At 59.7% G+C, this 26,268-nt stretch carries 37 protein-coding genes; 32 read left to right on the top strand and 5 right to left on the bottom strand.

What is annotated here, in order from left to right; all coding sequences use genetic code 11:
* Positions 1–471: 471 nt before the first annotated feature.
* From VQ067_RS33455 to VQ067_RS33415, 9 genes are all read left to right on the top strand, one after another.
* Positions 472–831, top strand: coding sequence for a hypothetical protein (locus VQ067_RS33455; protein ID WP_235195429.1), 360 nt, complete (start codon positions 472–474; stop codon positions 829–831).
* A 407-nt stretch (positions 832–1,238) separates the two neighbouring features.
* The gene (locus VQ067_RS33450) at positions 1,239–3,269 is read left to right on the top strand and encodes an LPD7 domain-containing protein (protein WP_164550119.1); all 2,031 of its coding nucleotides are present in this window, start codon (positions 1,239–1,241) and stop codon (positions 3,267–3,269) included.
* A gap of 85 nt (positions 3,270–3,354) precedes the next feature.
* A complete protein-coding gene (locus VQ067_RS33445) occupies positions 3,355–3,999 on the top strand; it encodes an AAA family ATPase (protein ID WP_033946165.1) in 645 nt (214 codons plus the stop codon).
* Positions 3,992–4,321: a hypothetical protein gene (locus tag VQ067_RS33440; protein WP_206437408.1), complete on the top strand. Its 330-nt coding sequence runs from the start codon at positions 3,992–3,994 to the stop codon at positions 4,319–4,321. Before VQ067_RS33445 ends, VQ067_RS33440 begins: the two co-directional genes overlap by 8 nt.
* Before the next feature lie 261 nt (positions 4,322–4,582).
* Positions 4,583–5,731 carry a replication protein RepA gene (locus VQ067_RS33435; RefSeq protein WP_075116722.1) on the top strand — a complete coding sequence of 383 codons (1,149 nt, stop codon included), beginning with the start codon at positions 4,583–4,585 and terminating at the stop codon, positions 5,729–5,731.
* A 2,188-nt stretch (positions 5,732–7,919) separates the two neighbouring features.
* Complete coding sequence (locus tag VQ067_RS33430; RefSeq protein ID WP_126071764.1) at positions 7,920–9,434, top strand: cell division protein ZapB; 1,515 nt, start codon at positions 7,920–7,922, stop codon at positions 9,432–9,434.
* A 515-nt stretch (positions 9,435–9,949) separates the two neighbouring features.
* Positions 9,950–10,363 carry a hypothetical protein gene (locus tag VQ067_RS33425; protein WP_033981015.1) on the top strand — a complete coding sequence of 138 codons (414 nt, stop codon included), beginning with the start codon at positions 9,950–9,952 and terminating at the stop codon, positions 10,361–10,363.
* Positions 10,364–10,719: 356 nt separating this feature from the next.
* On the top strand, positions 10,720–11,106 hold the full coding sequence (locus tag VQ067_RS33420; protein WP_033949800.1) for a hypothetical protein: 387 nt from the start codon (positions 10,720–10,722) through the stop codon (positions 11,104–11,106).
* A 21-nt stretch (positions 11,107–11,127) separates the two neighbouring features.
* Positions 11,128–11,355: a hypothetical protein gene (locus VQ067_RS33415; RefSeq protein ID WP_033949799.1), complete on the top strand. Its 228-nt coding sequence runs from the start codon at positions 11,128–11,130 to the stop codon at positions 11,353–11,355.
* A gap of 114 nt (positions 11,356–11,469) precedes the next feature.
* Here VQ067_RS33415 and VQ067_RS33410 read toward each other — a convergent pair.
* A protein-coding gene (locus VQ067_RS33410) for an IS3 family transposase (protein WP_105446839.1) occupies positions 11,470–12,626 on the bottom strand; the annotation gives its coding sequence in 2 pieces (ribosomal slippage) (positions 11,470–12,368 and positions 12,368–12,626; 1,158 coding nt in all).
* Between the two features lie 91 nt (positions 12,627–12,717).
* Between VQ067_RS33410 and VQ067_RS33405 the strand changes: the two genes are divergently transcribed.
* From VQ067_RS33405 to VQ067_RS33300, 22 genes are all read left to right on the top strand, one after another.
* The gene (locus VQ067_RS33405; RefSeq protein WP_033949796.1) at positions 12,718–13,008 is read left to right on the top strand and encodes a TrfB-related DNA-binding protein; all 291 of its coding nucleotides are present in this window, start codon (positions 12,718–12,720) and stop codon (positions 13,006–13,008) included.
* 290 nt (positions 13,009–13,298) lie between these two features.
* Positions 13,299–13,556, top strand: coding sequence for a PapB/FocB family fimbrial expression transcriptional regulator (locus VQ067_RS33400; protein WP_071577160.1), 258 nt, complete (start codon positions 13,299–13,301; stop codon positions 13,554–13,556).
* Between the two features lie 76 nt (positions 13,557–13,632).
* Entirely contained in the window at positions 13,633–13,854 is a 222-nt protein-coding gene (locus tag VQ067_RS33395) for a hypothetical protein (RefSeq protein ID WP_058130760.1), read from the top strand.
* A 76-nt stretch (positions 13,855–13,930) separates the two neighbouring features.
* The gene (locus VQ067_RS33390; protein WP_073655361.1) at positions 13,931–14,116 is read left to right on the top strand and encodes a hypothetical protein; all 186 of its coding nucleotides are present in this window, start codon (positions 13,931–13,933) and stop codon (positions 14,114–14,116) included.
* Positions 14,117–14,131: 15 nt separating this feature from the next.
* Positions 14,132–14,614 carry a hypothetical protein gene (locus tag VQ067_RS33385; protein ID WP_042165505.1) on the top strand — a complete coding sequence of 161 codons (483 nt, stop codon included), beginning with the start codon at positions 14,132–14,134 and terminating at the stop codon, positions 14,612–14,614.
* Positions 14,615–14,992: 378 nt separating this feature from the next.
* Complete coding sequence (locus tag VQ067_RS33380) at positions 14,993–15,181, top strand: hypothetical protein (RefSeq protein ID WP_033949781.1); 189 nt, start codon at positions 14,993–14,995, stop codon at positions 15,179–15,181.
* A 28-nt stretch (positions 15,182–15,209) separates the two neighbouring features.
* Complete coding sequence (locus VQ067_RS33375; RefSeq protein ID WP_033949778.1) at positions 15,210–15,404, top strand: hypothetical protein; 195 nt, start codon at positions 15,210–15,212, stop codon at positions 15,402–15,404.
* Between the two features lie 166 nt (positions 15,405–15,570).
* Positions 15,571–16,626 (top strand): DNA-binding protein, encoded by a 1,056-nt coding sequence (locus tag VQ067_RS33370; RefSeq protein ID WP_164550118.1) that lies wholly within the window; start codon positions 15,571–15,573, stop codon positions 16,624–16,626.
* Between the two features lie 14 nt (positions 16,627–16,640).
* Positions 16,641–17,093, top strand: coding sequence for a hypothetical protein (locus VQ067_RS33365; RefSeq protein WP_074198637.1), 453 nt, complete (start codon positions 16,641–16,643; stop codon positions 17,091–17,093).
* A gap of 56 nt (positions 17,094–17,149) precedes the next feature.
* A complete protein-coding gene (locus VQ067_RS33360; protein WP_164550117.1) occupies positions 17,150–17,380 on the top strand; it encodes a hypothetical protein in 231 nt (76 codons plus the stop codon).
* Positions 17,377–17,679, top strand: coding sequence for a hypothetical protein (locus VQ067_RS33355; RefSeq protein WP_164550116.1), 303 nt, complete (start codon positions 17,377–17,379; stop codon positions 17,677–17,679). The genes VQ067_RS33360 and VQ067_RS33355 overlap by 4 nt, the downstream gene beginning before the upstream one ends.
* Positions 17,680–17,969: 290 nt before the next feature.
* Positions 17,970–18,212 carry a hypothetical protein gene (locus VQ067_RS33350; RefSeq protein ID WP_003142927.1) on the top strand — a complete coding sequence of 81 codons (243 nt, stop codon included), beginning with the start codon at positions 17,970–17,972 and terminating at the stop codon, positions 18,210–18,212.
* A gap of 32 nt (positions 18,213–18,244) precedes the next feature.
* Positions 18,245–18,778: a hypothetical protein gene (locus VQ067_RS33345; RefSeq protein ID WP_033949763.1), complete on the top strand. Its 534-nt coding sequence runs from the start codon at positions 18,245–18,247 to the stop codon at positions 18,776–18,778.
* 101 nt (positions 18,779–18,879) lie between these two features.
* Entirely contained in the window at positions 18,880–19,557 is a 678-nt protein-coding gene (locus VQ067_RS33340; protein ID WP_126071758.1) for an SOS response-associated peptidase, read from the top strand.
* 110 nt (positions 19,558–19,667) lie between these two features.
* Positions 19,668–19,922, top strand: a complete 255-nt coding sequence (locus VQ067_RS33335) for a hypothetical protein (protein WP_033949757.1) — start codon at positions 19,668–19,670, stop codon at positions 19,920–19,922.
* Between the two features lie 56 nt (positions 19,923–19,978).
* Positions 19,979–20,398, top strand: a complete 420-nt coding sequence (gene acrF3, locus VQ067_RS33330) for an anti-CRISPR protein AcrF3 (RefSeq protein ID WP_033949754.1) — start codon at positions 19,979–19,981, stop codon at positions 20,396–20,398.
* Positions 20,395–20,634: an anti-CRISPR protein gene (gene acrF, locus VQ067_RS33325; RefSeq protein ID WP_033949750.1), complete on the top strand. Its 240-nt coding sequence runs from the start codon at positions 20,395–20,397 to the stop codon at positions 20,632–20,634. Before acrF3 ends, acrF begins: the two co-directional genes overlap by 4 nt.
* On the top strand, positions 20,631–20,834 hold the full coding sequence (locus tag VQ067_RS33320; RefSeq protein WP_126071757.1) for a helix-turn-helix domain-containing protein: 204 nt from the start codon (positions 20,631–20,633) through the stop codon (positions 20,832–20,834). Before acrF ends, VQ067_RS33320 begins: the two co-directional genes overlap by 4 nt.
* A 148-nt stretch (positions 20,835–20,982) precedes the next feature.
* Positions 20,983–21,246 (top strand): hypothetical protein, encoded by a 264-nt coding sequence (locus tag VQ067_RS33315; RefSeq protein ID WP_033949747.1) that lies wholly within the window; start codon positions 20,983–20,985, stop codon positions 21,244–21,246.
* Positions 21,247–21,340: 94 nt separating this feature from the next.
* Positions 21,341–21,649: a hypothetical protein gene (locus VQ067_RS33310; RefSeq protein ID WP_124119388.1), complete on the top strand. Its 309-nt coding sequence runs from the start codon at positions 21,341–21,343 to the stop codon at positions 21,647–21,649.
* 123 nt (positions 21,650–21,772) lie between these two features.
* A complete protein-coding gene (locus VQ067_RS33305; RefSeq protein WP_003142937.1) occupies positions 21,773–22,051 on the top strand; it encodes a type II toxin-antitoxin system RelE/ParE family toxin in 279 nt (92 codons plus the stop codon).
* Positions 22,052–22,061: 10 nt separating this feature from the next.
* Positions 22,062–22,358: a HigA family addiction module antitoxin gene (locus tag VQ067_RS33300; protein ID WP_033981001.1), complete on the top strand. Its 297-nt coding sequence runs from the start codon at positions 22,062–22,064 to the stop codon at positions 22,356–22,358.
* 60 nt (positions 22,359–22,418) lie between these two features.
* On the opposite strand, the gene VQ067_RS33295 is transcribed toward VQ067_RS33300, so the two are convergent.
* The 4 genes from VQ067_RS33295 to VQ067_RS33275 all read right to left on the bottom strand — a co-directional run bounded on the left by VQ067_RS33295 (position 22,419) and on the right by VQ067_RS33275 (position 25,029).
* Complete coding sequence (locus VQ067_RS33295; protein ID WP_033949742.1) at positions 22,419–22,781, bottom strand: histone-like nucleoid-structuring protein, MvaT/MvaU family; 363 nt, start codon at positions 22,779–22,781, stop codon at positions 22,419–22,421.
* A 4-nt stretch (positions 22,782–22,785) separates the two neighbouring features.
* Positions 22,786–23,328, bottom strand: coding sequence for a hypothetical protein (locus tag VQ067_RS33290; RefSeq protein WP_126071756.1), 543 nt, complete (start codon positions 23,326–23,328; stop codon positions 22,786–22,788).
* Positions 23,329–23,367: 39 nt separating this feature from the next.
* A complete protein-coding gene (locus VQ067_RS33285; protein ID WP_126071755.1) occupies positions 23,368–23,778 on the bottom strand; it encodes a hypothetical protein in 411 nt (136 codons plus the stop codon).
* 435 nt (positions 23,779–24,213) lie between these two features.
* The gene (locus tag VQ067_RS33275; RefSeq protein WP_126071754.1) at positions 24,214–25,029 is read right to left on the bottom strand and encodes a LuxR C-terminal-related transcriptional regulator; all 816 of its coding nucleotides are present in this window, start codon (positions 25,027–25,029) and stop codon (positions 24,214–24,216) included.
* Between the two features lie 131 nt (positions 25,030–25,160).
* Between VQ067_RS33275 and VQ067_RS33270 the strand changes: the two genes are divergently transcribed.
* The gene (locus VQ067_RS33270) at positions 25,161–26,264 is read left to right on the top strand and encodes a polyamine ABC transporter substrate-binding protein (RefSeq protein WP_126071753.1); all 1,104 of its coding nucleotides are present in this window, start codon (positions 25,161–25,163) and stop codon (positions 26,262–26,264) included.
* Positions 26,265–26,268: the final 4 nt, after the last annotated feature.

Below are 26,268 nucleotides of genomic sequence, written 5' to 3'. Positions count from 1 at the left end.
ATCCAACGGATGCTTCGAGTATCTTGTCCAGGTACAAAGGAGACGACTTTCGCGGCAAAAACAGAGATTTCAAAGAAAAACTGGTTGCACTGATCGTTGAGCGGGATGTGCGCACTCGCGAGCAGTTCCATAACCTGGTGGCTGAGTTCGGGGAAACTCGCGTGCGCAATGAAGGAAAGGAGAATGAATACCTTGCTGTAAAGCTACCCGGTGACGCTAAGTTCACCAATCTGAAGGACACTATTTTTCACGACAGCTTCATCGTCCATCGTGAACTGAAGAAGCCGCCGTTGGAGAGACATGTAATTAACGAGCGCCTGCGAGCCTGGCCGGAGCGAGCCAAAGAAATCAAGTACGTAAGCAAGGCCACCCCTTCATTTAGAAAACTTTACAACCAAGCATCACCTGCGCAACGTCACGACCTACTGGCGCAGCGTGAATCACAGTTCTATTTAAAACATGGAGAACAGTATGGCTTACATACTTCCGAACGAGCGGGAAGTCATCAGCGAAGTCCTGTTGAAGCTGGAAGAGAAAGCACTTCCAGATCTGCCGCTGGCCTGCAAGACCTGTCCGGCCGCGATGTGGCAGATCACAGGGAGGGATACGGCGAAGGTGACCGCTCGCTGCTACTGCCGCACGATGCATACGTTCACCTGGGACAGCAAGAACCAGGAGGAGATCCTGGACTGCGACATGCTGTACGCCACGGAAGAGCAGGAGGAAGGACTGGAGGACGAGGAGGATCGCAGCGACGATCTGCCCCCGTTCCTTCGCGGACTGAGGGAAAAGCCCCAGGGCGAGATCGAACGTCTGCAGGACGAGGACTGACGTTCCCCTTTCCTCCTCCCGTTTCCACCGGCGGGCCAGAGCGTGACACGTCGATGCTCGCGTTGCAGCAGCGCTCGGCCGAACTCTCCTCTGGCGCGGGGGCCGGTTCTACCGTTACGGCGAGTTCTGCTCGCCGGCGACCACCTGGTGGACGGCCCAGCCGACCCGGCCGACCCAGCCGAGACAGAAAGAACTTCGAGTGGAAGCCCGGTCCTGGCCTGGCTTTGAGGTTCCCCTCCCCTCCCCCCTACGTCAATCCGCTGCGCAGCGCCTCAATCAAGGCGCTGGAGCAGCGCGCGAGCCGCTTGTTCGGAAGTGCGGGCGTGGAATCGGCCCCGTTACCTATGGCAGTCCGGCGAGCTGGAGGCAAACAAACCTGGAGGGCTCAAGGGAAGGCGGCGTCGACTGTGGCGGGGTACTTCCTACGCTGCCACGAAGAGAACCAGATCGGACCTGCGCAGCGCCGGGCGCTGTGGCGGGTCGACCAGCAGTTTCATGAAACCCGCCGCGCCCTTTTTGCCGACGAACGTTTCAGCCGCCAGGAGAAACAGCAGCTCCTGGCGGTGTTGGCGTTCGAGCGTATGAAGGCGCGTCAGCGGATCGAGGAGCCGACGTTGGCTCAACCACCAGAAGAGGACCGCAGTATGGGTAGTAAAGAGATTCGCGCGTTGCTGAGCGCGAACGACGACGCGCCGGAGAACTCCATCAGCGGGGGGCGTAGTTCAGCCCCGGCAAGAGAGCGCATGCAGCGCCTGATGGAGCGGATGAAGCAAGATGTGAGCACCGAGAAACAGCGCGAGCGAGCGAGGGAGCTTAGCGCTGCCGACCTCTACACCAAGCGGGCGAGGTTCAGCCAGAACGTGCATTACCTCGACAAGCAGTCCGACAAGACGTTGTTCGTCGACACCGGCAAGGCGATCACGTTGAGGCGCGAAGCGATGAGCGAATCCGCGGTGAAAGTCGCCCTGGAGCTGGCCAAGGAACGCTTCGGCAGCACCTTGACGATCAAGGGTAGCGAAGAGTTCAAGCGCCTGGTCGTCGAGACGGTTGCGAAGAACGGGTTGGACGTGCACTTCGCCGACAAGGGTATGAACCAGCTGCTGTCTGAACGCCGCGCCGAGATCGAGGCCGAACGGGAGGGGGCGACTATCACCGCTGCGGACTTGGACCAGCCGGAGCCTGTCGGGCCGGAGCAGACTTCAGCCTCGGCCGAAGCTGAAGTGGACGACCCCAGCGTGATCAAGGGTGTACTGCTGGACCATGGGGACGCCCCCTACAAGCACGATCCGAAGCAGAACATGAGCTACTACGTGCGGCTGATGACGGCGGCCGGCGAGAAGATGTACTGGGGCGTCGGCCTGAAGGACGCGATGGAGGCACAAGACTTCAGGCTGGGCCAGGCGATTCGCCTGAAGGACATGGGCACTGTCCCGGTGTTGGTGCGTACCCGGGACGAGCGCACGGGGCTGGAGCTGGAGCGCGAGGTGCAGCGGCGAGGATGGGCGGCGGAGCCGGTGGCGCGTTCGGCGCCAGAGGTGGCCGCAGAGGCGGGACAGGTCGAGCGGGAGCCCGGGAAGGTGGTCACGCCGGAAGCCGCACATGCCGTGGATGCTGGGGAAGGCTCTGCGATCCTGGCGCGCGAGGCGCGCTGGGAGCGAAACAGTGGGCTATCGATGGCCGAGGTGGGCACGGCTCCGGCGATGCTGGGCATGCGCGCAGAGGAGCATGCAGTGCAGGTGCTCTTTGGCGAGGATGGAAGCGAGGCCGGCCGCGAGCGGGTGGCATCCTTGATGGAGCATGAGGCTTACCGGGCAACCTTCCAACAGGTGGTACGTGACCGTACCGAGCGCCTGAACCCGGTGTTGCGCGAAGAGCTGCTGGTCTCGCCTGGCTACGCACTGGCCCGGTCGCTCATAGAGCAGGCGGAGCAGCGCTATGGTGCAGTCCCGGACGCTGTGCAGGAAGCACAGAAGGCTCAGCTGGAGGACCAAGAGCGGCAGCGCCAGGAAACCGACTGGATCGATGTGGATGCTGCGATCGCAGCGATCGAAGCCCAGGACCGAGCGTTCGAAGCACAGATGGCCAGCGAAGCGCCCTCCCCTACGCCTGTTACCCGTGACGAAGAGCGGCAATCAGCGCTCACGCCGAAGGAACGCGCAGCAGAGCAGCAGGCGAGCCCGGAGGTTCTACCGGACCTGCAGGCGAAGCACGACAAGAACATCGCCAGGCGCGCGACCGAGCGCGAGTTCAAGCAGTGGTCCAAGGAGCAGTTGGCCGCTGACCCAGAACGTTTCGAGCAGTTGTCTTCGAAGGAGAAACGGGCGGAGTTCAGAGAGTGGAAGGAAGGAGAGGCCGAGCGCGATCAGGATCTGTCCGCAAGTGCTCCTGCCGAGGTGGAGGTGCTGGAGATCGAGGAGACTGGCCCCGAGCCTGACTGACGCAAGCTTGCTCCAGAGGTGTTGACACAAGGTTGGTAATTCATAATTATGAATTACCAACCTTACACGCTTACATGGAGGCGTCATGATCGTCATTGTCGGTGGCAACAAAGGCGGATCGGGGAAGACTACGACCGTTCTGAATCTTGCTGTAGCTCTCGCCCGCCGGGAAGGCAAAGAGGTTTGCTTGGTCGATGCGGATCCTCAGCGCTCAAGTGCAAAGTGGCATGCTGAGCGTGAGGAGTCGCAGATTCTGCCGATGATCACTCTGGTAGAGAAGCGCGAGAACATCGCAAGCACGCTCAAGACTTTGGACGCAAAGTTCGATTATGTGTTGGTTGACGTAGCGGGCCGTAACTCGATTGAACTTATCTCAGGTGCAACCGTTGCGGACGTCATCATCGCTCCCCATCAGTGCAGCCAGCTGGACCTCGACACCATGGAGGAACTCCAGGAGCAGTTTGAGCGGGTACGAGTGCTGAACCCTGAGCTTCGTGTGCTTGCTTACCACAGCATGGCGAGCACCAATCCAGCCGTCAAAGAGACGGAGCGAAAGGAATTTCTAAACTACCTGCAGGAGTTCCCATCGATCGAGAGTCTTGAGGCTGTCGGCTTCTATAGGAAGGCGTACCGGGATGCGATTTCGAATGGTCAGTCAGTACTGGAGGGCGACAACGCTCAGGCAGCTGCTGAGATCGCACAACTCGCCAAGGAGGTGTTCGGTGGCTAAACCGCGTAGCCAAACTGCCGCTGCTAAGAAAGCCGGAGCTGAGCAGCCGGTGATTGCAGACAGTAGGAACACCAAACCTGCTAAGCAGACCCCTGCCCCCGCCGAAATCGAGGCTCTGACGCGAGAGCTGGCGGGGCGTCCATATGGCTCGAAGCAGCCCGCTAAGCAGAAGGCGAAGCCTGTCACCATCAGCTTGCCACCTTCAATGATCGAGCAACTGGAGGATGCTGCGCTTAGGAATAAGCGGGAGAACGGAGGCCTCAAGACTGTGTCTGCTATCGTGCGCGACGCTCTTGAGGCCAAAGGGTATATCGTTTCGTAATTCACTATTACCAACTGCCAATTCATAACTATGAGTTGGCAGTTGGTTTGTCTGAATGGGCCGCAATGACCCATTTTTAATGGCTATAAGCTCTTTTGGGGATCCCGCAGAATTCGGAAAAAAGTCGTACGCTAAGCCTTAAAACCGGCGCCGGCAAACCTTTGCGTCCACGCTTTCGCGGCCGGAGTTAAATGTCAATATAAGCAAGTTTCAACCAGAGCCCCCTTACGTGGGGACAAGTACAGCGAGGGAGGGCCATAAATGACAGATCAGACCGCAGAGCAGGGGCAGTTAGACCTCAACGCACAGCGCCGCGAAGTCATCAGCGACTACACCCGCGCCCGGACGCCGGCATGGGTTAAAGAGGTGATCGAGGCCAACCTTGCCATCGAAGCCGAGGACGCAAAGAGTGCAGGCGCTCTGGGCTTCATGACCCGCGCCCTGGTCATTGCGACCATGCCCTACAAAGACCCGAAAACGGACGTTTTCACGCGCAAGAACGGCGATATTTCGCTGCGCATCATCGCAGGCTATTCGGGCGGTATCCCCTACGGCGTTTATCCGCGGCTGCTGATGGCATGGATAACGACCGAGGCCGTTCGCACGCGCTCGCGCGTGGTCGAGCTGGGCGACTCGCTATCTTACTTCCTGCGCGAGGTGCTGGAGGTTCAGCGCGGCGGTGGCCAGCGCGGCAGCAGCACGCGCGTAGCCGAGCAGATGAAAAGGCTGTTCGGCTCAATGGTCAACGTCTCGTCCTCGGCCGAGAGCACGGGCCGCCGCTTCAAGCTGAAAAACGTCACCATCGCCGACGACGCGGAGTTCGATTCAAGCGACTTCGATTTCGAGCGGCCACGGCCTAATGCCCTCAGCCTTGTCGGGGCAGATGGCCAGCCGCTGCGCGATCCGGCCATGCCTCTGGACCTCGGCGACACTGCGCTGCAGCTCCCGCCCGATCCGCCTGCCGGCGAGAGCGAGACCATGCTATGGACGCCGCAGGCCACGGACACGGCCGGCGCCTGGCGCAGCTATGTGAAGCTGACGCAGAACTTCTACGACGAGTGCATTGACCGGCCCGTACCCATCGACATGCGCGCATACAGAGCGCTGCGCCGGGCACCCCTGGCGATGGATATCTACACCTGGCTCACGTACCGGATGTTCTACGTGAACAAGAAGACGCGGCCGATCCCGTGGGAAGCCCTGATGGGCCAGTTCGGCAGCAACTATTCCAGCCCGCGCGCGGTGTTGGACTTCAAGAAAGGATTCCTGAAAGCCCTCAAGCTGGTACTGGTGACGTACCCCAATGCGCGCATCGAGGTCACGGACAAGGGGCTTGTCCTGCTGCCCTCCCCCACCCACGTATCTCGCCAGTATTTCGCCCAGGGCGAACTGACCTTCGGGGGCCAGTGATGGAGCATCAGGAAACGTCGCTGCGCGTGGCCTACGCGATGCACTCCTGCTCGCCAATCCTTGACGGACTCGCGTACCTGCAGCGCGTTGCGCAGCTCATACGCTTGGAGGGCTCCCCTCACGTCCAGGCGCTGCGATAGAATCGCACGCCTACCCCTTTCGGTCGGTGGCGGGCTGGAGTCCTCCCCGGATTCGCCCAGGCGTTCCCCCCCCTCCTACTGTCCTTCTGTGACGCCGCGCTCGCCGACCATCCTACTCGCCGCCCGTGATGAACAACTCTCACGGGCGGTTTCGTTTCCGCCACCACCGATCCCATATGTTGTGTCCGATCGTTGGCAGATCCACGCAAGATGTTGTGTTTGCCGCTGGTGGAGTCAAGGCCGCCATCCAAGGCCGCAGCCGCGCCTGGAGGCGCCGCAGGCGCTGGAGGGCGTGGACCGGGTGCCGGTGGCGAGCGGAGCGCGCTTGGACGCCGCCAGAGGCCTTCCAGACCCTACTGTGCAGAGGACAGGGGGAAGCTCTGCCCCCCTGCCCTCTGCCCCCCGGCGAGGGGTTGTACTGCAGTTGGCCATCTAGGGGAGGCCGCAGAAAACGGAAAAAATCGTACGCTAAGGTTTTCCGGGCATTCGTAGCGGCCGAAACTTTCATCTACGGCGCTGCCGGCGCCGAGCTGTTGCTGCCGGCGCGGCCGGTGGCCACGTCCTGGGCGACCGCCTGCAGCAGCTCGCACGGCCGCCACGGCGGCCCGCTGCGCGGTGGACAACTTAGTGGAGAACGAAAGTTATCCGTGATGAACAACTCCCAAGAAAAATCCCTTTATTTACAATGGCTTGCGAGCTTTTCCACAGAGGAGGGTGAGAACAACTCCCACGGCCCCGGAGAACAACTCTCAGAACCCGTGAGAACAACTCCCACATGCACAGCTTTTCCACAGCCCTCAAACCCGCGCCGCACGGGCTTTTCAGCCCGAAAACAGCGGTTCCACCCTATAGCTTTACCCGTAGTTAGAAGAACCTTATAAAGAGAAGAGCCCTGATAGATTATGCCCATGATTCCGTGGATAAGCTCAACCTCCGCGCGCGTCGAACCTCAGCGCCTACCCTCCGCCATCCCTGGCTTCGCCCCGCCTTCGGCGGCCTTCGACGTGCATCCATGCACGTCTTAATAATGCTGGCCGCCACGGCGGCCTCTCTCTACCTTGCGTGCAAGCCGCACCATCAGCGATCTGCCTGACACATCGCAAGAAAAGCAACAGCAAAAGCAAAGCAACAGCCCAAAATGCCCCTACGGGAGGCTTTCTACCTTGGCGCTGCCTGTCAGATCGGTGCAACAGTCCGTCTAAGCGGCCCGGCCGACAAGTCGGCCGCCCTCTTCGGCGCTTCGCGCCTCGACCCCTACGGGGCGCTAAGTCCACGGATAAATCGCGCCGAGGCGCTTTGCACCTCACCGCTCAACCGGGCGCGTGTGCGCGCTGGACTGGCAGCCTCAGCGCAGACAGAACACCCCAAAAGCGAGTTTTCAGACAAGGGGCGGGGCGATGCGCTCAGAATATGGCCGTCTCGCCGCCTGATAGGCCCCTGAAGCGATTTTCTCATCCTGGGCGACGGCTCGCCCCTCCCCGGCCCCCGTTCGCGCGTTATGCGCGCTCTGGCGAGGCCGAATTTTCAGCGACACCAGCCGCGCCCGCGGCCTCGGCCAGCGTGATGAAGAACTCCCATGCAATCAGTCGTCGGTGCCGGCTCGGCGCGTGATGAACAGCTCCCACGAATGACCAGCTCGGCATGGCCATGTCGAGTGACTGGTACTGCTGCCCCTGGCCAGTTGGCCGTGATGAAGAACTCTCAGAAGAGTGCGTCAGATTACGCTGCCCTGGCGCCGCGTGTGATGAAGAACTCCCATCGACCTGGCTGCCGTAGTGCTGGAAAACGGCCGCCGCGTGATGAACAACTCTCACAAGCGGCCCGTCATCAAGGTGGCACGTCGCTGGCCAGCGCGTGATGAAGAACTCCCAACTGTACACGTGGCCACTTTCTGGCGGGCGAGCCGGCGACGCTCTGAGCCAGCGGCTTGTCGGGGTGGCGATACCCTTTCATGATGAACTAGTAATTATGAATTCATATTTATTGACTTCGATTGCGCTCGCGCATAACATTATTATGAATTCATAATTACTAATTGTGAGGTGCGTATGAACAAGCCCCGCAAGAAGAAAGGCCAGCACCTGGAGCGGGAAGACGACCCCGAATTCCTGGCCCTAGTGGCCAGCCTGCCGGATGATGCCGAGGCCATGCATGCGCGAGCTGGCGTGGTGCGAGCCATCTACAACGATGCGGTTGTCGCCGCGGAAGACTCTGCGCGACGGCGTGCCGCCCTTGAGCATGACGCGATTGTGTTCAAGCTCAACGGTTGCACTTTCTTCGGGTGTCGTGGCGACGACTCCAGGCCGGGTCGGGTGCTCGATGCGATGTTCGCCGCCGAGCCTGGCCAGATTCCCCATTGGGGGCAGGGAGGCGAATTCTTGGTCGAGGTCGATGGCGTGCGGGTGCTTGTCGAATACGACTGCGAGGGGCTGCGCTCGGCGCCCGGTTTCGATGCTACGGCGGTTGACTTCGACAAGCCGTTTATCAGTTCTACCGGCTACCGTGGCGTCTACATGACTGTCGGTGATCACCTGGGACGCAGCCTTGAGCAAGCAGTGCGCGCCGAGATTTCCGCTCAGATTGAGGCCGAAGGCTTGCAGCCGATCACGAAAGAAGACTTGCGCTGGATCAAGAAGCGCCCGCAGTGGCTGGCCGAAGCGCTGGACGGCGTGACGCGTGACGGCCAACTGGTGATGTTCGGTGACTCACCCGCCCCGAGAAAGCCGCTGAGCGGCGCCGAACGGCAGAAACGCCGCCGCGAAAAACTCAAGAAGTTGCGCGAACTGGAAGGGCTCAAGCCGTATAACTTGGATCTCGTCGAGCGGCGTCACCTGCTGGAGGCGTGCGATTTCTGGTTTGCCTTCCGTGGTTGTGCCCTGGATCTATCCGAGGCGCCGAAGGTGGCGGCGTTGTATGAGCGTCTTTTCGCTGATCTACCTGAGTTTGACGCGGCTGCAATAGGGCGTAGCCAGGATGCGAAGGTGCTGAGAGATCAGTGGCAAGAAGAACTGCGCCGGCGGCTTGCCGACTTCAAGGAACAGTATGCCTTGGCCCAGCATTTCCGCGCCGAAGCCGAGCGTTTGCGTGACGGCGCAGAGTCACCTGCCCCGCTGGTGCTGGCTGACCTGCATTACCTTTGGCAGGCGGTCGACGCCTTGGAGACTTTGCGCATTGATCAGGGGATGCTTGATAACGTCGAAATTCGCGAGCGCCTGGGGCGGGTGTTCGGCTCCACGCCCTGGTTCGCCCGGGACGGTCTTGCCCAGCTGGGTCATAGCCCCGACGTATACGTTGCACTGGACTACCAGAAGAAGGAGGCTGCCCGCGCTTTTGACACGGCAGCGCAACTGCGCCGCCAGTTGGATGAGCTAAAAGCGCAGCGGGCGAAGTTGGCAGAGCGGCTTCGCGGACTGGAGCGCGAGAACGCCCAGGTTGTCGCTGAACGTGGTAAGGCGTTCCGGGCGGTTGAAGTATTACAAGCCCGGTTGAAGCTTCATGGGATCGACGGTGACTATCATGAATCCGATGAGGACCGTCGGAGGGTCACAGGAATTGCCGATTAGCGTTAAGATTTCATATTTACGAATTCATAATTCGTAAATATGAAATCTTAACGTCTTGCTGCGTCACGTAATGCCCTCTTACAACAGCCGCTGACGTTCGGCTGCCATAACGCCCTTCAGTAGGTGAAGGGCGCAAAGTTCGCCGCCCACGGTCTCGCGCCATGACTGGTGGATACTGCTATACAGGCCATCTATCTCTGCGATGACGTGGCGGTATCTGGCGACTTCGAGAGTCAGCCGGCGCACGTCGGGGGCAGGGTGGGCTTCCCATATCTGCCGCAGCTCAGCAAGCGTGATGGGCTTGAACGGTGGTAGGGAGGAGGACATGGCATTACCTTTATATGTGCGTATATACAGTATTTTGGCACTGCCACACCTACTCGAATAGGGCAATTCGTCACTTCGGGGACAGATGTTTGCCGAAGACGTGTGTTGCTATCCTTCATCGCGATTGATGGCGCCCAGGATCCCAAGGGGTTCAAAGGATTACGGATTCACGCCGTGTTGGAGGGAACATGAAGAGACTCACGCTCGATGATGTGATTTGCCCTGTCTGTTGCGTGTTGCTGCCCTTGGACAACGACGGTTGCCCTGAATGTGGTCATCAGGATCAGCTGCAGGGTCGAATCCCCCCGATTCGTGCCTATTCCGATCGATTGCACTACCCAGGCATGAGGGCGCTCATCGGCCGCCTGCAGGAGCAGGCTGAGGCCGCCTCCCAGGAGGTGACAGAGGAGGTGCTCAGGCGGGAATGCGTCGACCTGGTGAAGGCTGGGAATGTAGTAGCTGCCGTGCGCCGCTATCGTCACGCCACCGGTTGCGGCTTGCCTCATGCCAGGCGACAACTCGGCCTCACCTGGCCCTCGCTGCTGGACGTTGATCCTGCGGATCCTGACTTCCTTGTCGACCGTCCAGGGGTGATTAAGTAGGCCAATTCGTCACTTCAGGGACCGCACTTGGATATCCGCGGGTGCTGAAGACCTGGTGCTGCGGATTCGTCCGGCGCGGCCGGTGAGCAGCTGGTGGAGCACGCCGACCTCGATCACATCCTGCAGGTGGCCATCGGCGCTGAGGACCTGGCACCTTCGGTCCCCGAAGTGACGAATCGGACTTTTTTAATGAACCCTGAATAAATAAATAGTTTATAAAGGGTTGATTTTCTCCGGTGCTAATCGCACACTTCTCTTGCACTTGGCGCCCGGCTCGGCCGGGCCCTTCAACCCCCTCGGAAACAGCGGCTGCAACCGCTCCGAAGGGCTCTGCGATGCGAACGGAGATATGTCCCATGAGTGAGTCCAACCTTGTGCTGAGCTGTCGTCACCTGTCGACCCTGCTGCGCTATGTCTACCCTAGCGATCGACTTACCTGTGCGCTCGAACTTCAGCAGATCCAGCAGGATGGCCAACTCCTGCGCGAAGAAAACATCCGCTCTGTGCGGTTCCGCTCCAGGGGCCTGGACTATGACGAAGGGCACTGCATCCCATTCGTCTTCGACGGCCAGGCCGAGTCGGTTTCTGCGCTGGAACTGCTGAAGCTTGCCGATACGTACCATCGGAATTCATGTGATGCACCGGGCTACTACAAGTCGCGGGCCTACGAACTGCTGTCCCGGATCCGCGAGGCGGCTATCGAGGATCTACCTGGTTTCAAGGAAGCCCCAGGTTGGGTGTAGAGCGGGGCAGGGAAGGAGGTGATGAGCTGGGTTGAGCAAGCGGCACCGATTGTCCACGAGGTCATTCGACGTGTTGGTCGATCAGACCTGAAGGCGTTGCGCCGGGAGTTCAGGAAAGCCTATCCGTTCGGTCCTCGGACGAATGCTCCTTACAAGGCCTGGCTGTCGGAGATTCGCCGGCAGCTGGGTCACCCCCTGAACCTGCCAAAGTGTGACCCGGAGGATCCGCAGATGGAGTTTGAGTTTTGACCGTGACGTGCCCGATAAAGGCGAGGCCCACAAACGCTGCAACGCTTGTGGGCCCCTGTTTTGCTCTGCGAACTGAGCGACGTCTGATCTTGCCCAGCAGCCGTGGACACGGGTTTAAGCACACATCCTGGCCTCGAAGGCCTCTGGGCTGATGTGCCCCAGCGTGCTGTGTCGCCGCTGGCGGTTGTAATCGGTTTCGACGTATTCAAACACGGTTTCACGCATCTGGGCGCGGCTCGTGAAGCGCTCGCCGTGGATGCACTCGACCTTCAGGCTGTGGAAGAAGCTCTCTGCACAGGCATTGTCGTAGCAGTTGCCTTTGGCGCTCATGCTGCATCGCAAGTGATGGGCGCGGATCAGCTCCTGGTAAGCCGCTGAGCAGTACTGGCTGCCGCGGTCGCTATGCACGATCACGTCATTAGGCTGCCTACGTCGCCACAGCGCCATGTGCAAGGCATCGCAAACCAAGTCGGCCGTCATGCGTTCGTTCATGGCCCAGCCGATCACCATCCGTGAATACAGATCGATGACCACTGCCAGATACAGCCAGCCTTCCTCCGTATACAGGTAGGTGATGTCACCCACCCATTTCTGATTTGGCGCAGATGCCTTGAAATCCTGCTTGAGCAAGTTCTCTGCCACTGGCAGGGAGTGCTGAGAATTGGTCGTGGCCTTGAACTTCTTGGCGGCCTTGGCACGCAGTCCTTGCCGTTGCATCGAGGCGGCTACCGTCTTGCGATTGCAGGGTAGGCCGGCTTCCCGCAGGTCGTGGCAAAGCCGTGGAGCCCCGCTGCGGCCCTTGCGTGCGCTGTATGCCTGAGCGACCTGCCGATCCAGTTCGGCTCTTCGCCGCTGGCGCATTGACGGCCTGCGAGAGCACCAAGCGTAGTAACCGCTGCGGGCAACGCCCAACACGCGACACATGGCCTGGATCGAGAAATGCGCGGTATGAGTCCTCATGAAGGCGTACTTCACTTGAGGCTCTTGGCAAAGTACGCGGCGGCCTTTTTTACGATGGCCAGCTCCTCGGCGTGCTCGGCCAACAGCCGCTTGAGTCGGGCATTCTCGTCGGCCAGCGACTGCTCGCGCTCGCTGCCGGACTGAGTCTGGTGCTTCTTGCTCCGCCAGCCGTAGAGCTGGGAAGCATGCAGGCCGAGCTGTTCGGCAGCCTTGCTGACGCCAATGCGCTCGGCCAAAGCCAGCGCTTCGTCCTTGTAGGCTTGGGAATGGCGGGTGCGGGTCTGTTTCATTGGGGTTGCTTGTCTTGCCATGATTCACCTCGTTGCAGTTTATCGCTTAACGGGGTGTCCACTGGGACTGGGCAAGATCAGTCAGTATAACAGCCGTGGAGCGAATGGAACGATGCCAGAACGTTACACCCTGGAGCACTGGGAGAAGTGCCTGCCGGCGATGAAACGCCTACACCCCGACACCCTGGCGATCGCCCGGAGCGTGTACGTGGATGGCGTGAAGCCGGTCGAAGTCGCGCGGCAAACTGGACGCAGCGCGCAGAACGTCAACTCAGCGCTGAAGCGTGTAGAACCGTACTTGCAGAAAGGCGCCGCAGGCCTTGTTTTCGTGGGTGTCTGGTTACCGCCAGAGCTGGCTGAACAAGTCAAGCAAATGGCAGCACAGTATGAGCAAAACGACTGATCCCGAGGAGGTTTTCCCCCATGGATGATTCATCTTCCAAACCCCTGCGCAGCTCTTCATAGAACGATGAACGTAGGATTCTACAGCGATCGTGGCCAGCTGCTGGACGAGTCCAGGATCTCATGCAGCCGTGCGGAGTATCACCTTGAGGACCTGGCCCGCGAGGCTCAGGACTTGGCGAATGAGTGCCGTTGCTCAGTTGTGGCGTGGATCCGCAACGAAGACGGCGAACCGATGTACCGCCTCGGTATCGAGGCGGATCCACGAACAGATACAGGACACGTAGCCCCATGAAACCTGGAACCGCCAAAGACTCCTTTCTAACCCCAGGAGAAGTCGACCCGCGGCATTTTGAACTGCTCTTGGAAGGCACTTCTATCCGAGCGCAGCCGTTGATCGATGCGCTTCGCGAACACCTGGTCAATGGCGTAAAGGCCAGTGAGGCCTGGACGAAGTATGGAGTGAACATGAGCCAGTTCTCGCGGCGCCTAGCGGTGCTGCGAAAAGAAAGTCAGCGTGCAGCCGAGTTAAGTAAATTTTACCTTTAATGGTAAATTTAGGTTGTTAAATTTTACCTTAAAAGGTAAAATACCCTCATTGAAACAAACCAATGAGGAGTTGCACATGGCCGCTTATACCGTCACCTGGACCATTGATGTTGAAGTCGATGGGGATCATAAGGACGCTGCGCAGTTCGTTGCCGACAGCTATTTCCAGGAGCACATTGCCGCAGGAGAGCAGGACAGCGCTTGCAGCTTTGTCGTCGTAGCCGAAACGGATCAGCACCAGGTCGATATCGACCTCGCCGATAGTCTTTCGGACCTTGACGGTGATGACACCGAGTGACCCTCTCGCCCAGCTTACGCTGGGCGAACTGTCCTGCGGTACGGGGCAAGCAACGGAACAATATTAGGAAAATAGGATGAACAAAGAATCGAAGCCTGTGGCGGCTGAAGCAGAGACACCGCCTCGCAAACACCCTTTCCAACAGATGCTGCCAGAACTGGCGGTCTGGTGCCTCCTCGCCTTCGGCGTCGTGGGCAGCCTGCTGCTTTGGATGCACATCATATGGGTGCACATCATTCCTCGCGCTGTAGGAGCGAACTGAAAGGAATCCGCACCGATGGCCAAGAAAGAAGAAGGCGGCGCCGAGTTCGTCGCGCGCGATTATGTGTATACAGGCCGCCGCCTGCTGAAGAGCGGCAAAATGGGTGCCGAAGTGATTGTGGTCGTCAACGGCGCCCTGGGCGAACGCATGCTGTTTGAATACCGTGCCCTGAAGGGCAAAGCGGTTGGCGGTATCTACCGGGGCGCGAGCTTTTCAGATGAACAGGTGCGCAAGCTGGGCGAAGCCACCTACCAAGGCCAATGGTCGGACGATCTGGCCCGTATCGACTGGCGTTCACGCGACGAAGCCGCCGAAGCCGAGCAGCGTACCGACAAGCTGGAGGCCGACGCCAAGCGCTTCCACGAAATCGAAGAGCTGCTGTTGCCGTTGCGCAAGCTGTACGCCAGCTATTCGCAGCGCCATGACTACGGCGGAAAGGAAGCACTAGAAGCCGCCGTGTTGCGTGCCTTGCGCCGTCGGCCGGCAAAGACCGCGTGACCGTCACGAATCGAAAGGAACCCGCCCTGCCACTCCGAGGGGCACCCACCGAACAGCCGGCACTGCCGGCGGGAGCCATGTGATGACTACTCCTTCAGCCGTGACGGGCGCCGGTCTTCGACTGACTGAGCGTGTTGACCAGGCGCTCCAACAGTATCGTTTGGGGCTGATCACCGCTCAGGAGCGACAAGCTCAGATCGATAAGGCGTTCGCCATCTATCGCGCCGGCGTGAACGCGACGACGCCCAGGGCGAGCCGCCGGCGCCGACGTAACCGCCCGTGTGTTTCCTCGCATAACGGATAGAGGTAGAAGGGAACCCGCCCCGCGTTCGAGGGGCACCCACCCAAGCGCCGGCGTTGCCGGCAGGATCTGACCCGATGGAACGAGAACTGAGCTTCAATGAGTGGCTGGACGAGGGCGAGCGGCGCGAGGCGCTGCGCGACATTTACCACGAGGACCAGATAGGCCCTGGAAGTGATTTCACCGAATGGGCCAGGATCATCTACCGGATTCGTAAGGAGCCCGCCGAGCGAACCAAGTGCCCGCGCCGCTGGCCGTATGTGTGACCGTCACGCCCTGAAAGGAACTCACCCCATGACGCTGATAGACCCCCGCAAGCTGCCACCGCTCACTGCCGATTGGTACGGCATGGGTCGGGAGGCATTCATTGCTGGCCTGGCTCTGGATATGTGTCCGCGCAGCGAAGGAGAGGCTGCCTCGCGGTCCTGGGTTGAGGGCTGGCATGCGGCCGAGGGGGACAACCTCAACCTGGGCGAAGAAGGGCCGTGACGCATCACGGCGGCGCCTACCAAACCGAAGAAACCGGCTGATGGCCGGTTTTTTTGTGCCTGTTAACGGGCTGGGGCGGGGATCCCGTTCGTCGGGCGGTAGTATCATAATAATAATAATTAAATTATTATTCTTATTATTGAAAATACCTCGACCAGGGGGATATATGACGGAACAACTCAGCAACGAAGCGGAAATACGGGCGCGTATCTTCAAAGAGGCTGACCGTCTCTATGACGAGCTGGGCCGTGAGCGCTTCCCGCCGGTGCCGGATGTGCGCCGGGCGGCGCGGGCGGACATGAACACGGTTACGCGGGTCATGAAGGAATGGCGGCAGTTGCAGACCGCGAAGCCCGAGCTTGTGCAGGTTGAGTTGCCCCCGGCCTTGCATCAGGCCGCCTTGGGCTTGGGCGCGGCCCTCTGGACCGAGGCGCTGGAGCTGGCCAATGCCAATCTGCGCAAAGCCGAGGCAGACTGGGCGCAAGAGCGCGAGGATATGGAGAGCACCCGGGTCGAGCTTTCCCAGTTGTACGAGGAACAGCAGGGCGAGCTGGAGCGGCTTCAGCAGGAGAAGGAAGGTGTCCAGCGCCGCTTGGAGGAACAGGACGCCCTGCTGGCCGAACTGCGGCATGAGCTGGGACATGAAACCACGCGGGCGGACACGGCCGAGGCCCGTACCGAGGAAATCACCCAGCGGGTGGAGGACCTGAAGGGCGAGCTTCAGCGGGCCCGGGACGAGGCAACCGACTTGCGTAATGAGCTGTCGGCGGCACGTCAGAGTCACCAGGCCGAACTGGAGCAGGTGAAGGCGGTGGCGGCCGAAGCGATCGACCGCGCGAAGGCGGAGTTGGCCGAGGCGAAGGGGAGGACAGACGCCCAACTGGAAGGGATTGCGGCTCGCGCCGAGGATCTCCAGCAGCGCCTGGATGCGGCACAGAAAGAGGTGTTCCGGCTTCAGGCTGCCGACGAACTGGCTCAGGAGCAGCGCAAGCGCGCCGCAGCCGAAGCGAACACCCAGGCGCAGCGTTTTACCAAGGTGCAGGCCGAGCGGGACGAGGCTCGGAAGCAGGCTCAAGACGCTGGGCTTCGAGCAGCACGCGTCGAGGGTGAGCTTGAAAGTCTGCGGGAAAGCAACGCCCAACTGCTGGCCCATGTTGGGGCGTCCACGGCGAAGTCGCCGGCAAAAGGCAGGAGCAAGTCCAACAAGCCGGAAGGCCAGTAGAGGAGTCAGCGACTATGCATCGTTACCACATCCATTTCATGTCCATTAACGAGGACTCTGACAAGGCCAATCGCCACACACGCCAAGTCGAGACGTTGGATCCTATCGAGTACGACACCGATATTGAGGCGGTCCAGCTATGGGCAGCAGAAGAAGTCGGCGCGAAGGTTGCTGTTCTTCTGTCCTGGCAAGAGCTGAAAGGCGCTGAGCGGCCTGATGGCAGAAAAGCCGTGCCGGTTAGTCAGTCGAAGCGACCCCAAGCTGCGAAGTGCTACAGCCAGAGGCTCAGTGCTGAGCAAAATGCGGCCTTGGAGCAGTTCCAGGCGCTGACTGGTTCCCCGCCGATGCTGCTGGAAGCCTTCGAGGCGGGGGAGATCACGGCGGAGGAACTGTGGCGTCAGCATGTGGCTTGGGTGGAGTCGGTCTGTGCTGACGTGAGCAACATTCGCTTCCCTGCTGACGGCTGATCGGCCTGGACCGCCCGCAGTGCTACACCCAACGAACGAAAGGAACCCGCCCCACCATGAACAAGGCCCGCCGCAAGCAGCTCGCCGAGATTGCCGAGCAGGTGCAGGAGCTGCGCGACCGCATCGAGCAGTTGCAAGAGGAAGAACAGGACGGCTTCGACAACCTGCCGGAAAGCCTGCAACAGGGCGAGAAGGGTCAGGCGATGGAGCAGGCCGTCGAGCAGCTGGGCGAGGCGCTGGACGCCCTGGACGCGGCCGTGCAGGCGCTGGAAGAAGCCCAGGCGTGACCGTCACACTGACCAACAAGGAACCCGCCCCTATGAGTGCCGAGACGACCACTCAACAGCAGCGCGACGAGCTGCTGCACCTGCTGGAAAGTTCGTTCCGCGCGCTGGCCAAGGCCGACGACGTACGCACCTACCGTTTCGACATTGGCTATGCCCAGGGCATGCTCGATGCGATGGACATTCTGCGCGTTGCCGACACGGGGCTATTCAGCGCTGACGAAATGGCCGAGCTGTACGAGCGCAAGCGGGTGATTGGCAACGAAACGGTAAAGCGGATCGAGGGTGACATTTCTAATTAGCCGTAACAGGCGAACTTCTCATAACGGGCAGATTGTTAAATCACCCCCCTCGCCAAGCCAGGCCCCGGTCGCCAGATGCTCAACCCCCGGCGACCACGCCCCCTTACACTGGCCTACCAGAACCCCCTACACTGGCGGCCGCGCGAACCTACCCCCGTTCACCCCCTGGAGTGCCCCATGACCAACCTCGAGGATTCCCCCCACGACGGCCAGCGCCTCGATGCGATCCGCCGCGCCCGTCACGCCCTCGGCCTGGCCGCCGGCGTCACGCCGAAGGAGGTACGTCGCTGATGCGCGAGTCGATCACCGAAGACGCCCTGCAGGCGCTGATCGCCGCCGGCGGCGCCCGCGACACCCTGGTCACCCGCGGCCCGGGCGGGGAGGGCTGGCAGCTGCTGGTGCGCTATGCCGGCGGTGGCCACCACTACCCGTTACGCTCACGCCGCGAACCGCTGCGCGTGTTCGCCTCGCTCACGCAGCTGGAGCGCTACGCCACCAAGATCGGCCTGCGCGAATTCCGCGTCGAGCTGTAGTCCTACCCCGCAACCCAAGGAGATCGCCCCCAATGGACGGCTACGAACACCCCACCCGCAACGCCACTCCGCACCAGGTCTACCGCCTGTCTTGGCTGGCCTACGTCGGCCCGGTCCTGCTGTTCCTGGTCCTGTGCGCCGGCGCGCTGGCCCTCGGCTGGTGGACGCTGCACAAGGCGCCGAGCGAACAGGCCTACCAGCTCGGCCTGGCGGCCAGTGCCGGCGTCCTGCTCATCGCCCTGGCACTGTTCGTCTACAAGCTCCTCTACCTGCGCAGCGTCCACCTCTACACCGACGACGTGGGCGTCTGGCTCTACCAGGGCATCCTGCCCTGGCGCCGCGGCTACCGCGGGGTGAAGTGGCGCGACATCGAGGACGCGATGTACTTCACCGGCTTCATCAGCTGGGCCCTGCGCTCCTACACCGTGCGCATCGGCCACCGCTTCACCAAGACCAGCGAGATCCTGGTCAGCCACCTGGCCCGGGGCAACAAGGCGGTCGAGCACATCAACCAGCTGCACCAGGCCCTGCTACGCGCCGAGCCGGCAGTCGACGAGCGGACGTGACGGTCACGCCGGCGAGCCACGCAAGCACAAGCCCCGCATGAGCGGGGCTTTTTGTTCATCATCTACCCTTACCCAGTGCCCATCTACCACCGGAGTGAGCGATGTGTGGCAGGCTTTCGCAGTACACAGGGCTTCATGAGTTCGTCGACGCACTGTCGATGCCCAACGCGCTGGTCAACCTCGTCGGCGAACAGCCCGAGCGCTACAACGTCGCGCCATCGACGGCCGTGACGACGCTACGGCTCGAAGGCGATGCGCTGGTCGCCCAGGCCGTTCGATGGGGCTGGCGGCCCTTCTGGGCTAGGGACCGCGCGGCGCCGATCAACGCTCGGGTCGAGAAAGTGGCGCATGGACGCTTCTTCAGCGCCGCGTGGCGCCATCGCGCGCTGACGCCGGTCAGCGGCTGGTTCGAGTGGGTTGACGAAGGCGGCACGCGGAAACAGCCGTATCACATCCAGCACGCCGACGGCTCGCCGGTCTTGTGCGCCGCGATCGGGCAGTTCCCCGGGCTCGATGATGATGAGCAGGCCGAGCAGCATGGATTCGTGATCATCACCGCGGACTCCGCCGGCGGCCTGGTCGATATTCACGACCGGAGACCGGTCGTGCTCCCACCCGACCTGGCCCGCGAGTGGCTTGACCCGGCGACGCCGCCAGAGCGCGCGGAACAAATCGTGCTGCACCAGGGCGAACCAGCTGAGGCGTTCACCTGGTACGCGGTCAGCCGCGACGTCGGCAACGTGCGCAACCAGGGCGCCTACCTGATCGAGCCTGCGTAGCAGAAAACCCGACAAAAGGAACAATGTTCCTATTTACACAGAGGAACATTGTTCCTATGATGTGAGTCATGCCAGCCACAACGGCGAGGCGAGCACAGGGAAATGACAAAATGAATACCTATCTCATCGACCCCCGCAAAAACAACGACAACTCCGGCGAGCGCTTCACGGTTGACGCTGCCGACATTACGGCCGCCGCGAAGAGCGCAGCCCAACAGATCCTCGGCGAAAAATTCGAAGGTCTCGTATACCGTGAAACCGGGGAGCCTAACGGAAGCGGCATGTTCCAGGCCTACCATCACCTGCACGGCACTAACCGCACGGAGACGTCCGTTGGCTATCCGTTTCATGTAATGGAACTCTGAGCCGAATCTAAACCCACGCCAGCCGCGACGGCGAGGCGCCAAAAAGGATCCAAGCCATGAGCACCATTTCAGATCGCATCGTCGCCCGCTCGGTTATCGAGGCAGCTCGATTCATCCAGTCCTGGGAAGATGCAGACCCCGACAACCTGACAGAAGACCAGGTCCTGGCCGCCACTGGTTTCGCCGCCAAGCTCCATGAAGGGCTCCAGGCTACCGTCCTGCAGCGACTGGTGGACGAGACCAATCGTGACGAGTATCGCGAGTTCCAGGCGTGGGAAGAGGCACTGCTCAACGCAGATGGACGAGTCGCGAGCAACCCGTTTGCCGATTGGGGGTGGTGGTATCGCATCGCCAACGTAATGCTGGCCACTGCTGCGCAGAACGTAGGCGTCGCCTGGGGAAGCCACGTCCATGGTCGTCTAATGGCTATTTTTCAGGACAGGTTCAAGCTGCGGTATGAGGAACCACAGGCATGAGCCGACCAACAGTCGTTACGGTGACGGAAGTTTCCTGGAACCCAGGCAGTTATGAGGTCAACGTAGAGCAGAATGGCAAGATGGTCGTTGGCCGGACCCGCGCTGGCAGCGATCCTGGCGCAGCCGCGGCGAAGGCCATGCAGATGGCCATGGAGTGGGGGAACCCGAACTACGTCATTCTCGGCAGCAACAAGGTGATGGCGTTCATACCGGAACAACTGCGGGTGAAAATGTGAAACCTGACGCCTCCAACCACAATCCAGACCCGCGCTACCTGCGCGGGCTGTACGAGCGAGCCGGCCTGAAGCAGGAAGAAGCTGCCAGGCGGATCGGAATCACCGCCCGCGCGCTGAGGAATTACGTCAGCGAAACCGCCGGCAGAGAGGCGCCGTATCCCGTTCAATTCGCGCTTGAGTGCCTGGCTAGCGACAGCTAGCCAGCAGGCAGAGCAGGCAGGGCACTCCCCGCGCCCCGGGCGCCTCGCTCACCCAGCTGGAGCGCTACGCCACCAAGAATCGGCCTGCGCGAATTCCGCGTCGAGCTGTAGTCCTATCAGTATTTTGAAACAGTAACGGAGCGCCCTCATGAACAACGCGGCAGCACGCATAGTCCAGGTTGAACACCCGGCCGCATTCCTCATGACCAAGCTGCGGCGGGACGCACTGATCCGCCGGCGCCGCCCGCCAGTAGCGGCCGACGTCCTTCAGGTCGCAGGCCGTCGCCTGCTGGTGATGGCCGACATGGGGGCGGTACCACAGTTCACCTGGTCGCTCGACGGTACTGTCGTTCCTCCTCAGCAGGTGCTTGACCTGCTGACCAGCACCGAGCAGGGCGGAGTTCAGCCATGACCAGCATTCCCCGTCTGGAGCAGACCATGCCACCAAGATTGGCCTACGCCTATCTATGCCCCACTTGCTCAACTAACTGTCATGAAGGCTGCCCATGAAGAATTTGTTTGTACTGGCCCTGGCAACGCTCGCTCTTGTCGCTGGCTGCAATGCGTCGGAAGAGAAAGCTCCCGCGTTGAAGGCAACAGTCAGTCCAACCAGCGCGCAGAACTGCACAACTACCGGGCCTGACTCGCCGATTGTGGTTGGCGAAAACAGCGTCGTGGTCATTGACGGAAAGACCTACTCCGCGGGACAGAGCGCCGATTGCATGTCGGGATCCGGCAATCTCTCGACGCATGGTGCGAACAGTCCGATCGTCACCGGTAGCGGCGCGAAAGTAATCATCAGAACGGACCGATAGGCAGGGTAGGGCCGCCACCGTGTCGGCGGGCATTACTTCCAGGAGTGCAGCATCGGGGGCATTGTAAACAGTCTGTTAACGAGTTATGCTTAACTCCCGTTAACAGGTTGTTTACACTTAACGATGATTATCTCCTTCCGACACAAGGGTCTGGAAGTCTTCTTCAAGACGGGCAAGACCAAAGGGATCCAGGCGGCACACGCCCCGCGCCTACGCCGCCAACTGCTCGCCCTGAGCGAAGCGAACAATCCAGGCGACATGAATCAGGTCGGCTGGAGACTCCACTCCCTGAAGGGGGATCTTGCCGGATACTGGTCCGTCCGCGTTTCCGGCAATTGGCGGCTGACATTCCGCTTCGTTGGCGAGGATGTTGAGCTGGTCGACTACCAGGACTACCACTGAGGGTCTACATATGGGTATGCACAACCCGCCGCATCCTGCGGAAATCCTGCGCGAGGACGTGCTCCCCGGGCTGGATATCACTATCACGGACTTCGCCAAGGCCCTGGGCTATTCGCGGGTCCAACTGTCGAAGGTGCTCAATGGGCACGCCTCGATCACGTCGGACCTGGCCGTGCGCCTTGAGCGTGCCGGCATCGGCCGGGCCCGCCACTGGTTGGCCATGCAGGCGGCCTATGAGCTATGGCATGCAGAGCAGCGCGCTCAGCCGAAGGTGCCGCGTCTGTACGATGCCCACATTGCGGCGTGACCGTCACGCCGGCATAAAAAAGCCCCGCTTCGGCGGGGCTTTTCCGTTGGGGCCGGTCTATCAGGCCTGCAACCAGGCATTGACAGTATCGGCGCCGTACTGCTCTTTCCAGGCCTTCAGCACCCGGTGATTGCCGCCCTTGGTTTCCACCACCTCGCCGGTTTCCGGGTTGCGGTAGACCTTCACCGACCGCGGCCGGCGGATCGAGGAGGCCTGGCCGGCAGGCCGGTTCGCGACGGCGCTGGGATCGAGGATCTCGATGATGTTGCGCAGGCTCATGCCGTACTTCTTCATGAGCTTTTCCAGTTCATCGCGGAACTCCAGCTCCTTTTTCAGGCTGCTGTCGGCCTTGAGCTTCTCCAGCAGCTGCATTTGTTCCTGGAGTTTGCGTTCCGCTTCGCGGAAGGCGGCGAGCTTGGACATTGTTCTATTCCTTTGTTGGGATTTTATAGCCCACTCGGTTCAGTAGTTCCCGCGCACTATCGACCGAGAGAGGTTCACGATTCTGGTCATCCAGTTCAGTGTAAAAGCGGGCACAGCCCCCCAGGACATGGCCGCTCCAGTAGGAATAGGTCTTTTCGCCCGTAATCCATTGCAGGATGCGTCCGGTTGTCGTGTCGCTAGGAGTGCAATTGTAGGGGTTTTCTTTGGCGATGTAATCGTCGAAGTCAAGGTGGATCGGCAGTTTCATGCCTTCAAGCGTGGTAGACAAGTCGAGGATGACGTAAAAATTGATATAGTCCAGCCGTATCCCTCGTAGGTCATTCTCTAGAATTCGATTGAGAACAATGTTTCGACCTTCGTCCGTATTATAAAGACTTGTACCCATGTAGTCGTTTTGTCTGTCGGACTGTACGACGACTATATTGGCGACTGGAAAAGACTTTTCAGGGCTAAGAAAAATTCCGTATTGCGCAGACGATGGCGCACTACTCACGCCAGGGAAGTAGATATTTTTAAGTTGTCCCATGTGTTCCTCCTAAAGTCAGGAAACGTCTGTACGAATGGATCACCCCATGAAAGCGAAGACCTGGATTATTTCCTGCGGAGTCCTGCCGGTCATCACTAGGAATTTCCGCCACACCCCGTAAGGGATGGTTCTCGCACCGCTTTTATACTCCCGGATACGTCGGTCACTGGTCAGGCCAAGCAGCGCCGCCAACTTGGCGTCGGTATTGTAATCAGAAAAGTGTGCCTGGAAGTGACGGAAGTAGGCGCAGATAACATCCGGGTGCGGGGCTTCCCAGCCTTCATGCTCGCGCAACAGGTGCGCCCGGCTGTAGGCCTGTTCGTCGACCTCAGACTGCGACGGGAGGCGCGGAGCGTCGAGGTTGGCCCTCAGTTGTTTGATTCCATCCTGCGTGGCCTGCTCGAAGATGGCGCGCTGCTGCTCAGATATGCTCGGTAACTCGATTCTCATGCTTTGCTCCGCTAGTTGAGAGTAGGGGGCCTTTCGGCCCCCGTCTCACCGTGGTGACAGCTCGATCTGGCGAACGTCTGAAACACGGATGTTGACTAGGCTCAGCGTTCCTGTTGCTATCGTCTTCCAGTAACCGACCTGGTGGATATGGACCAGGACGTAAAAGAGATAGTCGGGGAGGAGTATGTCTATTCGGTTTACCCGGATTCCGATATGTTCTGGATTGAACTCTCGAACCGGCTCACCGCATCGCTCCGCTGAGCCCCGCCGAACTAACCAGAAATGCGCCTCGGGGTAGTTCGTTCGGATTGTCGCAACATCTGAAAGTCTCATCTCGTTCCCCGGTGGCAACGACTAGCCCCCTCGGGGTGAGTGGCTTTCTGCGTGCCACCAACAAGACTTATATTGGGCGCATTGCGCCTATATGTAAATGTTTTATGTTTGAGAAACTATGTTTCCGACAGACGGCATGTCTTTCAGGAGCAAGGCAAATAGTTCGGAGTGAGAACTTACGTTCAACTTGGCGTAGACGTGACGCCGGTGAACTTTGGTTGTCGATACGGATATTGCGAGCTTGTCAGCTATTTCCTTATTTGACTTACCCTCTAGCATCAGATTCAAGACCTGGGATTCACGCCCTGTCAGTGGTGCGACAAGAGCGTTCAGCACAGAGCTGTCGACTCTGAGCGATAGGCTACTGTCGTCTTGTAGGCTTTCCTCGAAGTGGAGCCGCTTGCTCATGAGGGAAAGCACCCAAGGGCGAATGATCTCAAGAAACGCAATGTTCTCGGCGGTATACTTCGCCTCGCTTCCCAGCGACAGGCAAAGCGTGCGGCGCTCATCAATAGGGATGTTATATTGCATTTCATCGCATACCACATGCGTCTCGAAGTACTCTATGTAGTATCGACTCTTATTAAATGCGGGAGTCACGATATCTCGAAGATAGATCGTCCGAGGGCCGGGTGCAGAGCGTGAGGCGGCATAGAACGGATCGATGCGATAGTAACCGGTTATGTATTTGCCAATTAAATGGTTGGGCTTCCTTTCGTCTTTTTCCTCTTCTTCCTCCTCGGCGTAGAAAAGTATCACTGGTGTGGAGTCACTAAATACCAGAGAAACCCAGTTATCGACCTGCACGAACTCCCGTACCGTTTCCACCAGTACCAACCAAAAGTCTGGCTGGTCCAGGTGGTCGAGCAGGTTCCCAAGCGAGCGCTGCCAAGCTATGTCCTTCAAACTGATTTCCATTTCACTACTCCCAGGGGACTAGGTAATCCGGTCAATAGAAATGACCTTCCAGTGAGAATAATATCGGCAGTGAATGAGGGAAAAATCTAGCGATACCTATTAATTCTAGTAGTTTAACTAATGGGGTATTTATGAAAGGGATTGCTGCACTTGCCTTGTCTATTGCCTTCACTGCCGGCTCTGCCGGCGTGTCGGCTGATCAACGTCAGGAGAAGAGTGTTCACTTCTATAACTGGATCGATTTCATCGCCCCAGGCGTGACCGGCGATTTTCAGAAAGAGACGGGCGTGAAAGTCATTTCCGGCACTTTCGATAGTGGTGAGTTCGCACAAGGCAAGCTCTTGGCCGGGCGGTCCGGTTACGATGTAGTAGTGATCACTTCCAACCTGCTGCCCAACCTGATCAAGGCGGGGGTGCTCCAGGAGCTGGAGCACCAGGACTTGAAAGAGTGGTCCAACCTGGACCCCCAGGTGATGAAGAACCTCAGTGCCACGGATCCCGGGAACCGATACGCGGTCCCCTACCTGTGGGGCACCACGGGCATAGCCTACGATGCAGAAAAGGTGCGCCAGTACCTGGGCGCTGATGCGCCGACCAACTCATGGGATCTGATTTTCAAGGAAGAGAACATTTCGAAGCTCTCGAAGTGTGGGGTGGCGATCCTCGACTCTTCCACTGAGATTCTTTCTATCGCATTGAACTACCTTGGGCTCCCCTACAACAGCCAGAATCCTGCCGACTATGAGAAAGCACAAGCACTGATTCTGAAAGTGCGTCCTTATATTCGATACTTCGACTCGTCTAAGCTGACAGCCGACCTCACCAACGGAAATATTTGTGTTTCTGTGGGGTGGCAGGGTACGGCCTATCTTGCAAGAAACGCCAATAAGAGCGGAAAAGTCCACCGGGAGATTGGATATAGCATTCCTAAAGAGGGCTCCCTTGTTTGGATAGAGAATATGGTGCTACTCAAAGATGCGCCGCATCCCGAAGAGGGAAGGAAGTTTATAAACTTCATGATCAAGCCTGACGTGATAGCGAAGTCTTCGAGCTATATCGGCTATCCAAATGGGAACAGGGAGTCCTTCCAGTACGTGGAGAAAATAGTCAGGGAAGATCCCGCTGTGTATTTCGACGATGAAACCATGAAGCGGTTGTTCCCCCTGGAAACTCTGCCACTGAAGGCCGAGCGGGTCAGAACGCGGGTGTGGAACCGGATCAAGAGCGGGCTGTAGAGCA

It is taken from the genome of Pseudomonas sp. KBN12P06040 (assembly GCF_037574965.1).
Classification (GTDB): Bacteria; Pseudomonadota; Gammaproteobacteria; order Pseudomonadales; family Pseudomonadaceae; genus Pseudomonas; species Pseudomonas aeruginosa.
This window is presented reverse-complemented; position numbering and strand designations above follow the sequence as displayed.